This is a genomic window from Streptomyces sp. NPDC057280 (genome assembly GCF_042668605.1).
Taxonomy (GTDB): domain Bacteria; phylum Actinomycetota; class Actinomycetes; order Streptomycetales; family Streptomycetaceae; genus Streptomyces.
The window spans coordinates 1151052-1164572 of the sequence record NZ_JBHUYR010000001.1 but is presented as its reverse complement, the minus strand read 5'-3'; the positions used below and the strand labels follow the sequence as shown (position 1 = coordinate 1164572).

Sequence of the window (13521 nt, the reverse complement as noted above, 5' to 3'; positions counted from 1 at the left end):
TCGGGATCAGGACCCCGCCCCTCAGGATTTGACCCTCATGCGGTGCCGGTCGAGGACCGGCATGGGGATGTAGGAGGCGCCGTAGAGCGGGCCGACGTAGAAGATCGGGCGCTCCTCGGTGTCCAGGGCGTCGGCGTCGTCCGGCTGCGGCGCCGGTACGAGGACGTCGACGTCCTCCAGGGCCGCCTCGGCGGTCGCGACGAGGACGTCCTCCCGTACCGCCGACCCGGCCGCCGACACCAGGACCTCTTCGCGGGTCTGACCGGGCTGACCGGGCAGGGACGCGAGCAGCTCCGCGGCCGAGGCGGGCACCTGCACCCGCAGCTCGTCCGCCTGCGGGTCCCCGGCCTGGGCCGGCAGCCGCACCGGCTCCTGCGGTACCGACTCGGTGCGGGCGATCCGCTCCGACGTCAGCAGGATCAGGCCGCCCGCCGCCACCACACCGCAGCTCAGGGCGAGAGCGGTGCCCGTGGTGCCGTAGCGGAAGGTCTCGCCGAACATCGTGATGCCGACGACGGCCGCGACCACCGGGTTCACGACGGTCAGCGTGGCCAGCGGAGCCGCGAGGCCGGCGCCCCGGTAGGAGGCCTGGGAGAGCAGCATGCCGGCCGTGGCCAGGACCGCGATCACGGCAAGGGAGGGCACGTCGGCCACCGAGACGCCGCCGGTCCAGTCGACCGCGACGGTCTTGGTGAACACCGAGGACATGCCGAACGCGATACCGGAGGCGGTGGCGAGCAGGATGCTGCGCACCGCCGGGTGCCGGTGGGCGGCCCGGCCCGCGATCATCAGGGCGACGACCGTGATGCCGGTGACCGTCGCGACGGCCACCCGCTGGGCGGTGTCCAGGGACTGCGCGTCGGATGCGCCGACCAGGGACAGCAGACCGGCGAGACCGACAGTCGCCATGATCGCGCCGCGCCACGCGGTCGCCCCGGCCCTGCGGCCGACGAACAGCGCGGCCATGGGCAGGGCGAAGACGATGGTCAGGGCGCCGAGCGGCTGGACCAGGCTGAGGGGGCCGAACGCCAGCGCCACCACGTGCAGCAGTCCGCCGAGGCCGTTCAGCGCGACCGCCGCCCACCAGCTGGGCCGGCGCAGCGGCGCGAACTGCTGCTCGGGGGAGGACACCGCGACCTGCTCCTGGACGATCGCCCCGCCCGCGTAGGCCACGGCGGAGACGAGCGACAGGACGACGGACAACGCGAGGGCGCTCATCAGCAGCTCCTCTGCGTGAAGCGGGGCTTTCGGCCCCGGCGCGGCGAACGGTCGGCTTCCATGTGCAACACGATGCCGTGGAATGCCATTCCCGTCGTCGTACCTGAGCACGCAATGGGTCCTACTGCCGATGGAGTACTACGGAGGGTCAGTCCTCCCCAGGGTGGGTGACACTGCCCCGCGCCCCCCTGATGCCGCCCCCTAAGGGCCTTGGTACTACTGCTCCTCGTGGACCTCGACGCCGATCTCGCCGCGCTCCGCCCGCTCGGCGGCTTCTTCCTACTACGCACGGGTGCGCCGCCGCGTTCAACGCTGCCGACGCTCGCACGGGCGTACGACATCGAAAAGTCGGACGTTTACGGAGAATCCGTGACTTTTCGTATCCGCAAGGTGGCCGATTCCCTTCAGGCGCCGGAGATGCGGATCGCCGCCTCGATCGCCCAGCAGGGCCTCGCCGCCCGCCTGTGGTCCGCGGCCCTCGGCTGCGCCGTGCTCTACGGCCACGTCCCCGACCTCGACGCCCGGCTGCTGCGCTGGGACGCCGAGGGCAGCGCCCCCGACGACCTGTGGCTCACCGAGGTGCACGCGCTGCCCGGCGACGCGGGGACCCTCGCGGCGGTCGTGATGGAAGGGCACCTGGAGCCGCTGGCGGCGGCGCTGCGGGCCCGCCACCGCCTCGCCCCCGGCCTGCTGCGCGGCAACGCCGCCTCCGCGCTCGCCGGAGCCGCCCGCCAGCTGTCGGGCTGGGCCCGCGCGCACGGCCGTACCGACGTGGCCGCCCGCACCCGCGCCCTGACCACGGAACTCCTCGCCCACCCCCTCCTCGCCGGCACCGGCACCCTGACCGGCACCGCCTTCCGGCGCCGCAGCTGCTGCCTCTACTACCGCGTCCCCGGCGGAGGCGTCTGCGGCGACTGTTGCTTCACACGACCCCCGCGCTCTTCCCCGCGCGCCGCATCTGGGTGACCATGAAGGGCAACCAGCCGCTGAGAACAGGGGGTTCCGGGTGCGAGTGGGCCTGCTGACCCGGGAGTACCCGCCGGACGTGTACGGCGGCGCGGGCGTCCATGTCGAGTTCCTCGCCCGGGAGTTGGCCGCCCTGGCCGACGTCGAGGTGCACTGCTGGGGAGAGGGCCGCGGCGTGGGCGTGGTGCGCCACCGCCCCTGGTCCGTGCTCGACACCGCCAACGATGCGCTGCGCACCTTCTCCGTGGACCTCGCGATGACCGCGGGCCTCGAAGGCCGCGAACTCGTGCACTCCCACACCTGGTACGCCAACCTCGCCGGCCATCTCGGCAAGCTCCTGTACGGCATCCCGCACGTGATGACCGCCCACTCCCTGGAGCCGCTGCGCCCCTGGAAGGCCGAGCAGCTCGGCGGCGGATACGCCCTGTCGAGCTGGGCCGAGCGCACCGCGATCGAGTCCGCCGACGCGGTGATCGCGGTCTCCGGCGCCATGCGCGAGGACATCCTCGCCTGCTACCCGGCCCTCGACCCGGCCCGGGTGCACATCGTGCACAACGGCATCGACACCACCCTCTACCGCCCCGACCACGGCACCGATGCCCTCACCCGCATCGGTCTCGATCCCGACCGGCCCTTCGTGCTCTTCGTCGGCCGCATCACCCGCCAGAAGGGCGTGCCCCATCTGCTGCGCGCGGTACGGGACATCGACCCCGCCGCCCAGGTCGTGCTGTGTGCCGGAGCGCCGGACACCCCGGAGATCGACCGTGAATTCCGGCAGCTGTACGAGGAGTTGAGCCGGGTCCGTGAGGGCGTGCACTGGATCCCGCAGATGCTGCCCCGCCCCGACGTGATCCAACTCCTCACCCACGCGGCGGTGTTCGTCTGCCCCTCGGTGTACGAACCGCTCGGCATCGTCAACCTCGAAGCCATGGCGTGCGGGACCCCCGTGGTGGCCTCGCGCGTGGGCGGCATCCCGGAGGTCGTCGACGACGGCAAGACCGGGCTGCTCGTGCCGGTGGACGACGACTTCGAGCCAGCCCTCGCCCGCGCGCTGGACTCGGTCCTCGGTGATCCGGAGGGCGCCCGGCGGATGGGCGAGGCCGGACGGGAGCGCGCGGTGGGGGAGTTCGGCTGGGACGCGGTCGCCCGGCGGACGGTGCGGCTCTACGAGGAGATCCTCAAACAGGCGTAGTGCGCCCCGGGCAGGGGCAGGCATGGGTCACAACCAGGGTGAGGGGAGCGACCATGCGTCGTGGTGGACCTTCGGTGCTCGGGATCGTACTGGCGGGCGGAGAGGGCAAGCGCCTGATGCCCCTGACCGGTGACCGCGCGAAACCCGCGGTCACCTTCGGCGGAACGTATCGCCTGGTGGACTTCGTCCTGTCCAACCTCGTCAACGGAGACATCCTGCGCATCTGCGTGCTGACGCAGTACAAGTCGCACTCGCTCGACCGGCACATCACCACGACCTGGCGGATGTCCAGCCTGCTCGGCAACTACGTCACCCCCGTCCCGGCCCAGCAGCGGCTCGGACCCCGCTGGTACCTGGGCAGCGCGGACGCGATCCTGCAGTCCCTCAACCTGATCTACGACGAACGGCCCGAGTACGTCGCGGTGTTCGGCGCCGACCACGTGTACCGCATGGACCCGCGCCAGATGCTCGCCCAGCACATCGAGGGCGGGGCGGGCGTGACGGTGGCCGGGATCCGCGTCCCGCGCTCGGAGTCGTCGCAGTTCGGGGTGATCACCCCCGGCTCGGACGGGCTCACGGTGGACCGCTTCCTGGAGAAGCCCGCCGACCCGCCCGGTCTCGCCGACGACCCGGAGTGCGTCTTCGCCTCCATGGGCAACTACATCTTCACCACCAAGGCCCTGATAGAGGCTCTCCAGCGGGACGCCGAGGACGAGCGCTCGGTGCACGACATGGGCGGCTCGATCCTGCCCCAGCTCACCGAGCGCGGCGAGGCCCAGCTGTACGACTTCAGCGCCAACCACGTCCCCGGCGAGACCAACCGGGACCGCGGCTACTGGCGGGACGTCGGCACCCTGGACGCGTACTACGACGCCCACATGGACCTCATCGCCGAGCGTCCCGCCTTCAACCTCTACAACCGGCAGTGGCCCATCTACACCCACTCCGGCCAGCTGTCCCCGGCCCGCTTCAACGCCGGCGGCATCGCCAGCGAGTCCATCATCAGCGCGGGCTGCCTGATCCGGGGGCAGGTCACCCGGTCGGTGCTGTCGCCCGGGGTGGTGGTCGACCCGGGGGCGGTCGTGCAGGGGTCGGTGCTGCACGACAACGTCAAGATCGGGCGGGGTGCGGTGGTGCGGGGCGCGGTCCTCGACAAGAACGTGGAGGTGCCACCGGGTGCCACGATCGGGGTGAATCCTGAGCGCGACGCCGAGCTCTACACGGTCTCCAAGGGCGGGGTGATCGCACTCGGGAAGGGCCAGCAGGTGTCCTGAGCTCCGCCTCCGATGCGCCAGTGAACCCTGGGGCGCGGAGGGCCGGACTTAATCTGCTGTTAACTGTGCGTAGCTTGATCGTACTTGACCGTAATCGCCCGGGGGCGGTTGACTGCTTGTTCACCCGTCGTCGACGCGAGGCAAGCCATTGACTTCAGATCTGCTCGCCCCTCTCGACCTGGCGTTCTGGAACATCGAGTCCGCCGAGCACCCCATGCACCTGGGTGCCCTCGGCGTCTTCTCGGCGCACTCGCCCACCGCGGGCGCCCACGCGGCCGACCTGCTCGCGGCCCGGGCCGCCGCGGTGCCCGGCCTGCGGATGCGCATCCGGGACGTCTGGCAGCCGCTGGCCTTCGGAGGGGCGACGCGCGAACCCGCCCCCGACTTCGACCCCCTGGACCACGTCCGGCTGCACGCGCCCACCGCCGACTTCCACACCGACGCCGGCCGGCTCATGGAACGCCCGCTGGAACGCGGCCGGCCGCCGTGGGAGGCGCATGTCCTGCCGGGGGAGGACGGTGCCTCCTTCGCCGTGCTCTTCAAGTTCCACCACGCCCTGGCCGACGGTCTGCGCGCCCTGACGCTGGCCGCGGCGATCCTGGACCCGATGGACATGCCGGCCCGCACGCCGCGCCCCGAGCAGCCGTCGAAGGGCTTCTTCCCGGACGTGCGCAAGCTGCCCGGGCTGGTCCGCGGAGCCGTCTCCGACGTCGGCCGGGCTCTCGACATCGGAGCGTCCGTCGCGCTCTCCACGGTCGGCGTGCGCTCCTCGGCGGCCCTCACCGCCGAGCCGAGCGGCACCCGCCGTACGGCTGGGGTGGTCATCGACCTCGACGACGTGCACCGCGTCCGCAAGATACGGGGCGGCACCGTCAACGACGTCCTCATCGCCGTCGTCGCGGGGGCCCTGCGGCGCTGGCTCGACGAGCGGGGCGACGGCAGCGACGGCGTCGCGCCCCGCGCCCTCATCCCCGTCTCCAAGCGCCGCCCGCGCACCGCCCACCCACAGGGCAACCGCCTCTCCGGCTACCTCGTACGGCTCCCGGTCGACGACCCCGACCCGCTGGCCCGCCTGGACACCGTGCGCACCGCCATGGACCGCAAGAAGGACGCCGGACCCAACCGGGGCGCCGGTGCCGTCGCGCTCCTCGCCGACCACGTCCCCGCGCTCGGCCACCGGCTCGGCGGGCCTCTGGTCAGCCAGGCCGCCCGGCTCTGGTTCGACATCCTCGTCACCAGCGTGCCGCTGCCCAGCCTCGGCCTGAAGCTCGGCGGCAACCCGGTCACCCAGGTCTTCCCGTTCGCCCCGCTGGCCCGCGGCCAGTCCCTGGCGATCGCCGTCTCGACGTACCGCGGCCAGGTCCACTACGGCCTGGTCGCCGACGCGGAGGCGGTGCCGGATCTGGACGTCCTGGCCCGGGCGCTCACCGCGGAGGTGGAGACGCTCATCACCGCCTGCGAGGCTTGACCCTCCCGATTTTTGGAGGACCGGCCCGGCGCTCCGTAGAATTCCCCGTTCGAAAGCGGACGCGGTCGGAGCGCCGCACGGGGCAGCAGGGAACGGCAGCGCGATGACGGTGACAGAGGACGGCTCGGCGATCACGGACGAGGCCGTGGACGAGGTCGTGTACGGCCCCGGGATCGACCCCGAGCGGCTGGCCGTCTGCCTCAGCGTGCTCGACGAGCTCGACAAGCTGGAGGTCGACCACCCGGACGCGATCGCCGTGCGCCGGGCCACCGCCGGGATCTACCGCACCGTCAAGCAGCGCCGCCGCCAGGAGCGCCGGGCCGCCAAGACCGCCCACGACAAGGCGGTCACCGAGGCCACCGCGACCGGCTCCGCCCAGCGCATCGACGACGAGACCGAGGGCATCCTGCCGTCGTCCGTCACCGAGGCCGGCAAGATCGCCGGGATACTCCAGCGCCCCCGCTCCTGCTACACCTGCAAGACCCGGTACGTGGAAGTCGACTACTTCTACCACCAGCTCTGCCCGGACTGCGCCGCGCTGAACCGCGCCAAGCGCGACGTCCGCGCCGACCTCACCGGCAAGCGCGCCCTGCTCACCGGCGGCCGCGCCAAGATCGGCATGTACATCGCGCTCAGGCTGCTGCGCGACGGCGCCCACACCACGATCACCACGCGCTTCCCCAAGGACGCCATCCGCCGCTTCAAGGCCATGGACGACTCCGGGGACTGGATGCACCGCCTGGAGGTCGTCGGCATCGACCTGCGCGACCCGGCCCAGGCCGTCGCCCTCGCCGACCAGGTCGCCGAGGCCGGTCCGCTCGACATCCTGGTCAACAACGCGACCCAGACCGTACGGCGCCTGCCCTCGGCGTACGCCGCCCTGGTCGAGGGCGAGAGCGCCCCGCTGCCCGCCGGTGAGCTGCCCGCCCACCACGTCATCGGCGCCTTCGGCTCCGGCGCCGTCGACGGCCTGGCCTCGCTGCCCGCCGGGATCTCCGGCATCGACGCCCAGCAGGTCGCCGACCTCGCGCTCGTCGCGGGCAACGCCAGCGTCGCCAAGCACCTCGACGGCACCGCCATCGACGCGGGCGGCCTCGTCCCCGACGTCGTCGACACCAACACCTGGGTGCAGACCATCGAGCAGATCTCCCCGGTGGAACTGCTCGAGACCCAGCTGTGCAACTACACGGCGCCGTTCATCCTGATCAGCAAGCTGCGCCCGAGCATGGCCGAGGCCGCGAAGAAGGCGGCGAGCGGCCGGGCCTACGTCGTGAATGTCTCCGCGATGGAGGGCGTCTTCGGCCGCGGCTACAAGGGCGCGGGCCACCCCAACACCAACGCCGCCAAGGCCGCCATGAACATGGTCACGCGGACCAGCGGCCAGGAGATGTTCCAGACCGACGGCATCCTGATGACGTCCGTCGACACCGGCTGGATCACCGACGAGCGCCCCCACTTCGACAAGCTGCGCCTCGCCGAGGAGGGCTTCCACGCCCCGCTCGACCTGGTGGACGGCGCGGCCCGGGTCTACGATCCGATCGTGCGCGGCGAACAGGGCGAGGACCTCTACGGCGTCTTCCTCAAGGACTACGCGCCCGGGAAGTGGTGACGCGCCGGCCGTGACGTGTCACGCGGCGCCCGAATGGGAACCCGGACCCTGGTGACTACCGCGCCAGGAGTGAGTCATGGCCAGTCCGCACAACATCGATCCGCGCGCTCTCGGTGACCCGCGCAACCACTACCCCACCGACGAGCAGTTCTACGCGAGCGACCGCCCGGCGCACCCCGTCCTCCCCGAGGACCGGCCCCGCGGCGGCGCCCACGACCCCTACAAACACCCCTGGACCTGGGGCACGATCGCGCTCGTCGCGTTCGTCGTGCTGATCGTCCTCATGGGGATCGCGCTCTTCCCGTAAGCGCCCGCTCAGGGCTGCGGCGGCGTGTACGACCGCAGCCGGTCGTGGACGGCGTACCCGCCCGGGTGCGCCGCCCGCACCCGCGTCCCGCCGTCCACCAGCAGATCCGCCCCGGTGATCCACTCGGCCGCGTCCGAGGCCAGCCACACGACGGCCCGCGCCACGTCCGCCGGCTCCCCGATCCGGCCGAGCGGCAGCCCCGCGGCGACCTCCGCCTCGCCCGGCTCCCACACGAAGCGGGCCATCTCGGTGCGGACGAGACCGGGCGAGACGGAGTTGACGCGGACGCGAGGGGCCAGCTCCCCGGCGAGCTGCCGGGTCAGATGGAGGAGGGCCGCCTTGCTGGTGCCGTAGGCGCCGATGTGCGGCCCGACGTGCGTGGCGCCCTCCGTGCAGACGTTGATCACCGAACCGCCGTGCTCCCGCATCCACGCCCGCCACGCGCACTGCACGAGCCGCAGCGGTGCCTCGACGTTCACGGTGAACGCCGTCCGCCAGGCGTCCGGTTCGGCGTCCATCAGCGGGCCGTACGGCTGGTTGGTCGCCGCGTTGTTGACGACGACGTCGATCCGCCCGAACGCCCGCAGGGCGAGCGCGGTCACCTCCGACAGATGAGCGGGGTCCGCCACGCTGCCCGCCACCCCGACGCCGCCCAGCTCGGCCGCGGTCCGCCGGACGTCCGCCGCGTCCCGCGCGGTCACGCACACCAGCACCCCGGCGTCCGCCAGCTGCCGGGCGACCTCGCGCCCGATGCCACGCGTCCCACCGGTGACGACGGCGGCCTTCCCGGCCAGCCCGTACGACGACGTCATCGGCGTACCGTCTCATGACGGACCGTCAGATGACAGGGGAGCCGACAGGCGTGTAGGCCGAACGGGTGAGCTCGTCGGCAGGGCATATCAGGGCAAATACCTGCATAAACGAGCCAATCAACACAGGGGACTTGTGATAGTTACCCCATGTTTTCAGCCCCATAGAGCGGACCCCTGCTCATTTGGTTAATCTGTAGCCGACGGACAGCAGTACGGGGTCCCACCCACACCCACGGTCCGTCCTGGGGCAAGCCGATCACCACGGCCTGTACTCATCAGAGTTACCGGCGCCACCGCGTCCGAACTGATTTGACTCAGACCCGAGCGGGCGTCCGGCGCCAGGCCGCATCCTGGCTGGTACGCCCCGAGGGTGACCCGACACATAAGGAGTGCGCGGTGACACCGGAGAAGACGAATCGCGAGCAACGCCCCAAGGAACGTCCGGAGCGCGCCGGCCGCAGGCCCGGCCAGCTCGGCAGCCTCGACGTCTGGGCGCGGTCCGCCCCCATCCGCCTCGCGGGCTACGAAGAAGACCTGGCCGAGCCCCACATCCTGCCCAGCGTGGACTGACCCGGTCGGTCCCCTTCGCGATCGCCGTCGGCATGGGTGTGCGCCACGCACGCCCATGCCGATCCGCATGTGCACCCACACGAACGGGGTTGACCCGGCTCAGTCCAGCGGTGCCGTCCGCTGCCACGGATGCAGCTTCTCCAGCTGCTCCGCCGTCTCCAGCAGCACCGCCTCCGAGCCCGGGCGGCCGACCAGTTGCACGGCGGTGGGGGCGCCGGACGGCAGGGTGCCGAACGGGACCGCCATCGCGGGCCAGCCGGTGAGGTTCCACGGCGGGGTCAGGGGCGAGTAGTTGGTGTTGGCCAGGACGTTGCGCAGCCAGCCGCGCTCGTGCCAGGGCGCCGACGCGGGGGAGCGGCGGGCCAGCGCCGGGGTGAGCAGGATGTCGTACTCCTCGAAGAACGGCTCCAAACGGCGGCGCAGTTCCTCGCGGGCCGTGCCGGTGCCGACCGTCTTCACGAAACGGCGGCCGACCGCCGCGTGCACCCGGGTGCGCCGGGTCAGCAGGGAGGGGTCCAGGCCCTGGGCGTCCTCCGCCGTGCCCGCCGTCCAGTGGGCGAGCGAGGTGAAGCTCAGCGACATAGGGTACGACGGGTCGGCGCGGCGCACCTGGTGGCCGGCCTTCATGAGCACCTCGGCGGCGTCCCGGGCGGCCGTCCTGTAGGGCGCGGTGATCGCGATGCCGGCGATCGGGCTGCGCAGGGAGACGGCCACCTTGCGCATCCCGGACTCGGCCGGTCGTACGAACTCGGCGTCCGCCAGGATGCCCAGCATCAGCCGCGCGTCCTCCACCGTCGTCGCCAGCGGGCCGTTCTCGGACATGCCGAACCAGTCGCCGTCGCTGACGCCCGCCGGGACCACGCCGTGACCCGGCTTGATGGTGACGAGGCCGCAGTTGGCCGCCGGGATGCGCAAGGAGCCCATGCCGTCGTTGCCGAGGGCGATCGGGACCAGGCCGGCGGCGACGGCGGCCGCGCTGCCGCCGGAGGAGCCGCCCGCCGTGCGCGAGGTGTCCCACGGGTTGCGGGCGGTGCCGTGGACGCCCTCGGTCGTACCGAAGACGCACAGCTCGGGCACATTGGTCAGGCCCACGACCACCGCGCCGGCGGCACGCAGCCGGGCGACCGTCACATGGTCCTCCGCCGACGGCGTGTCGGGCGTGGCCGCCGAGCCGACGCGCTTGGACTCGCCCCGCACCGCGAGATTGTCCTTGACGGCCACCGGCACCCCGGCGAGGGGCAGTTCGGCCAGGTCGGCACGGGCCCCCACCTCGTCGGCCTCGGCGAGCGCCGCCTCGGCCCGTACCGTGCGGAAGGCGCCGACGCGGCCGTCGAGCCGCTCGATCCGGGCGAGGTGCTCGGCCACCACCTCGCGGGGCGTGGCCCGCTTCTCCCGCACGGCGGCGGCGATCTCGGCGGCGGTCCGGCCGGTCCAGCTGGTCACGGTCTCTCCTCGTACTGGCGAGTATGTAGGGAGAACTGTGCCCCGGCTCGGTCGCGGAGTCGAGAGGGCGACGCTGTCCGACGCCGACCCGCCCTCCGGGTCCGGCGTCAGGCCTCGCGGGCCGCTCCCGTGCTGCCCCGTTCGATCAGTCGCGGCACCGGAACGCGCACAGTCCGTGCCGGTCCGCCGTCCAGGAGCGCGGTCAGTTCCCTGGCCGCCGTGCGTCCGAACTCGACGCTGTCCCGGGACAGAGCGGACAGCCACGGCTTGACCATGCGGCACAGCGCCGAGTCCTCCCACGAGACCACGGACACGTCCGCCGGCACCGACCGGCCCAGCTCGGTCGCGGCGGCGGCGCCGGCGACGGCCATCACGTCGTTGTCGTAGATCAGCGCGGTCGGCGGGTCGGCGGACTCCAGGACCCGGCGGGTGACGGCCGCGCCCTCGGCGTCGGAGTAGTCGGTGGTCACCGACCGCACCCCGGTGAGGCCGCGCCGCTCGGCCTCGGCGCGCAGGGTGCGGATGCGGCGCTCGGTGTGGGCGAGGCCGGGCAGGCCCGCGATGTGCACGATCCGGCGGTGGCCGAGGGCGTAGAGGCCGTCCACCACCGAGGCCATCGCGCCCGCGTCGTCCGCCCACACCGTGGACAGTCCGGGGTGGCGTTCGTCGGGCGCGCCGCCGATCACCACGGCGGGCAGGCCGAGTTCGTCCAGGAGATCGGGACGCGGGTCGGCGGTGCGCGGGTCGACCACCAGCACGCCGTCCACCCGGTGCTCGGCCCACCAGCGCCGGTAGACCGCGCACTCGTCGGCGACGTCCTCCACCACCTGGAAGAGCAGCCCGAGATGACGTTCCGCGAGCACCTCCTGGATGCCCGAGACGAGTTGGAGGAAGAACGAGTCCACGCCGAGGGTGTCCGCGGGGCGGGCCAGCACGAAACCGACCGTGGCCGCGCCCTCGCCGGACAGGGCGCGGGCCGCCGTGCTGGGCCGCCAGCCCAGTTCCTCGGCGACCTGCCGCACCCGGTCCCGGGTCTCCTCGGAGACCCCGGGCCGGCCGTTCAGGGCGAAGGAGACCGCGCTCTGGGAGACGCCGGCATGCCGCGCGATGTCCTTCATCGTGGGCCGACGGGCCGGTGAGCGCTTGCCTGACACCGTGCTTCCCCATTCCTGCGAAGGATTTCGCGCCAGCATGCACTAATACGGTTCAGCGCTCAAGAAGCTAAACCGCATTAGTCACTAATTCGATTAGCTCTGTGAGGGTTATTGACGGGCCCTCGGCGGGGCGTGCAGGGTCTGCGTCGTCGGCCGACCCACCGCACATCCGTCCACTCCGCCGCACCGACCCGTTGCCCAAGGAGGCCGTTCGCCGTGCCCGTTTCCCGCAGAGCCCTGGTCGCCGCCGCCGTCTGTCTCGTCCTGCCGCTGAGCGCCTGCGGCTCCGGAGGCGACGACGGCGGCTCGACCGACGCCTCCGGCAAGGTCGAGGGCGACATCACCTTCCAGACCTGGAACCTCAGGGCCAATTTCAAGCCGTATTTCGAGGGCCTGATCGCCGACTTCGAGAAGAAGTACCCCGGCACCGAGGTCAAATGGGTCGACCAGCCCGCCGAGGGCTACGCCGACAAGATCAGCGCCGACGCCGCCGGCGGCACCCTGCCCGACGTCGTCAACGTCTCCCCGGACCTCGTCGCCCCGCTCGCCAAGGCCGGCCTCGCGCTCGACCTCGACAAGGCGGCCGGGCAGTACAGGAAGGAGTACCTGGAGGGGGCCTGGGCCAGCCATCGGATACCGGGCATGACCGGCACGTACGCCTTCCCCTGGTACCTCAACACCGGGCCGCTGTTCTACAACAAGTCCCTGTTCGAGAAGGCGGGCCTCGACCCCGACCAGCCGCCGAAGACGTACGACGAACTCTTCAGCGACGCCCTCCAGATCGCGAAGAACAGCGACGGCGAGGTCTCCACCCTCGCCAACGTGCCCACCATCGAGGACTTCGGCCGCTACGGCGTCCCGCTGATGAACCCCGCCGGCACCGCCTTCGCCTTCAACGACGCGAAGGGCGTCGAACTCCTAGCGAAGTACAAGCAGTTGTACGACGCCAAGGCCCTCGACCCGCAGGCGCTGACCGCCACCCCCGAGTCGTCCGGCAAGAAGTTCCTCACCGAGGCCGTCGCCATGAACCCCGGCAGCGCCCTCGACCTCGGCAACTTCAAGAAGCAGGCGCCCAACCTGTACAAGAACATCGGCATCACCGACCAGATCACCAGCACCGGCCACGTCAACATGTACGTGATGGGCGTGATGGTGAACGCGCAGACCAAGAGGAAGCCGGCCGCGGTCGCCTTCGCGCACTACGTCACCGACGCCGCGCACCAGATGTCCTTCGCCAAGCAGGTCGCCATCTTCCCGAGCACCGCCGGCTCCCTGGACGACCCGTACTTCACCAAGGAGGACGGGACGGACGAGACACGGGTGCGGGTCGCCGCCGCCAAGTCGCTGAAGAGCGCGGTCAATTACACGCCGGTGCTGTTCAGCGAGCAGATGAAGACGGCGCTGCGCAACGAGGTCGCCAAGGCGCTCCAGGGCAAGGAGAGCCCGAAGGAAGCTCTTGACAACGCTGTCAAGGCCTGCGACACACTGCTCCGGCAGCAGGGCTAGTC

12 protein-coding genes are annotated in these 13521 nt (G+C 71.9%); 8 read left to right on the top strand and 4 right to left on the bottom strand.

Translation table 11 applies throughout. The features are described 5' to 3' along the window. Positions 1 to 21: 21 nt before the first annotated feature. Positions 22 to 1218 carry a DMT family transporter gene (locus ACFUO4_RS05355; RefSeq protein ID WP_383480123.1) on the bottom strand — a complete coding sequence of 399 codons (1197 nt, stop codon included), beginning with the start codon at positions 1216 to 1218 and terminating at the stop codon, positions 22 to 24. 210 nt (positions 1219 to 1428) lie between these two features. Here ACFUO4_RS05355 and ACFUO4_RS05350 point away from each other — a divergent pair, with 210 nt between their 5' ends. The 6 genes from ACFUO4_RS05350 (at position 1429) to ACFUO4_RS05325 (ending at position 8034) form a co-directional block, all read left to right on the top strand. Beyond that, complete coding sequence (locus ACFUO4_RS05350) at positions 1429 to 2184, top strand: (2Fe-2S)-binding protein (RefSeq protein WP_383480121.1); 756 nt, start codon at positions 1429 to 1431, stop codon at positions 2182 to 2184. A 40-nt stretch (positions 2185 to 2224) separates the two neighbouring features. Then, entirely contained in the window at positions 2225 to 3376 is a 1152-nt protein-coding gene (gene glgA, locus ACFUO4_RS05345) for a glycogen synthase (RefSeq protein WP_383480119.1), read from the top strand. Positions 3377 to 3429: 53 nt separating this feature from the next. Beyond that, positions 3430 to 4650, top strand: a complete 1221-nt coding sequence (glgC, locus tag ACFUO4_RS05340; protein ID WP_079310736.1) for a glucose-1-phosphate adenylyltransferase — start codon at positions 3430 to 3432, stop codon at positions 4648 to 4650. A gap of 148 nt (positions 4651 to 4798) precedes the next feature. Beyond that, positions 4799 to 6118 carry a wax ester/triacylglycerol synthase family O-acyltransferase gene (locus tag ACFUO4_RS05335; protein ID WP_383480117.1) on the top strand — a complete coding sequence of 440 codons (1320 nt, stop codon included), beginning with the start codon at positions 4799 to 4801 and terminating at the stop codon, positions 6116 to 6118. A gap of 103 nt (positions 6119 to 6221) precedes the next feature. Continuing rightward, positions 6222 to 7727 carry an SDR family NAD(P)-dependent oxidoreductase gene (locus ACFUO4_RS05330; RefSeq protein ID WP_079310737.1) on the top strand — a complete coding sequence of 502 codons (1506 nt, stop codon included), beginning with the start codon at positions 6222 to 6224 and terminating at the stop codon, positions 7725 to 7727. A 76-nt stretch (positions 7728 to 7803) separates the two neighbouring features. Further along, complete coding sequence (locus tag ACFUO4_RS05325; RefSeq protein ID WP_079310738.1) at positions 7804 to 8034, top strand: hypothetical protein; 231 nt, start codon at positions 7804 to 7806, stop codon at positions 8032 to 8034. Between the two features lie 8 nt (positions 8035 to 8042). Here ACFUO4_RS05325 and ACFUO4_RS05320 read toward each other — a convergent pair whose 3' ends face one another. Beyond that, on the bottom strand, positions 8043 to 8846 hold the full coding sequence (locus ACFUO4_RS05320; RefSeq protein WP_383480115.1) for an SDR family oxidoreductase: 804 nt from the start codon (positions 8844 to 8846) through the stop codon (positions 8043 to 8045). Positions 8847 to 9242: 396 nt separating this feature from the next. Here ACFUO4_RS05320 and ACFUO4_RS05315 point away from each other — a divergent pair, with 396 nt between their 5' ends. Next, a complete protein-coding gene (locus tag ACFUO4_RS05315) occupies positions 9243 to 9416 on the top strand; it encodes a hypothetical protein (protein WP_383480113.1) in 174 nt (57 codons plus the stop codon). Between the two features lie 99 nt (positions 9417 to 9515). Here ACFUO4_RS05315 and ACFUO4_RS05310 read toward each other — a convergent pair whose 3' ends face one another. Then, positions 9516 to 10859 carry an amidase gene (locus ACFUO4_RS05310; protein WP_383480111.1) on the bottom strand — a complete coding sequence of 448 codons (1344 nt, stop codon included), beginning with the start codon at positions 10857 to 10859 and terminating at the stop codon, positions 9516 to 9518. Positions 10860 to 10966: 107 nt separating this feature from the next. Beyond that, entirely contained in the window at positions 10967 to 11977 is a 1011-nt protein-coding gene (locus ACFUO4_RS05305; protein ID WP_383482301.1) for a LacI family DNA-binding transcriptional regulator, read from the bottom strand. Positions 11978 to 12229: 252 nt separating this feature from the next. Here ACFUO4_RS05305 and ACFUO4_RS05300 point away from each other — a divergent pair, with 252 nt between their 5' ends. Beyond that, the gene (locus ACFUO4_RS05300) at positions 12230 to 13519 is read left to right on the top strand and encodes an ABC transporter substrate-binding protein (RefSeq protein ID WP_383480109.1); all 1290 of its coding nucleotides are present in this window, start codon (positions 12230 to 12232) and stop codon (positions 13517 to 13519) included. Positions 13520 to 13521: the final 2 nt, after the last annotated feature.

What these genes read in the sequence shown, in the direction of transcription:
- ACFUO4_RS05330 (WP_079310737.1), top strand. Translation starts at nt 6,222, where the DNA reads ATGACGGTGACAGAGGACGGCTCGGCGATCACGGACGAGGCCGTGGAC.
- ACFUO4_RS05320 (WP_383480115.1), bottom strand. Translation starts at nt 8,846, where the DNA reads ATGACGTCGTCGTACGGGCTGGCCGGGAAGGCCGCCGTCGTCACCGGT.
- ACFUO4_RS05305 (WP_383482301.1), bottom strand. Translation starts at nt 11,977, where the DNA reads ATGAAGGACATCGCGCGGCATGCCGGCGTCTCCCAGAGCGCGGTCTCC.
- ACFUO4_RS05355 (WP_383480123.1), bottom strand. Translation starts at nt 1,218, where the DNA reads ATGAGCGCCCTCGCGTTGTCCGTCGTCCTGTCGCTCGTCTCCGCCGTG.
- ACFUO4_RS05325 (WP_079310738.1), top strand. Translation starts at nt 7,804, where the DNA reads ATGGCCAGTCCGCACAACATCGATCCGCGCGCTCTCGGTGACCCGCGC.
- glgC (WP_079310736.1), top strand. Translation starts at nt 3,430, where the DNA reads ATGCGTCGTGGTGGACCTTCGGTGCTCGGGATCGTACTGGCGGGCGGA.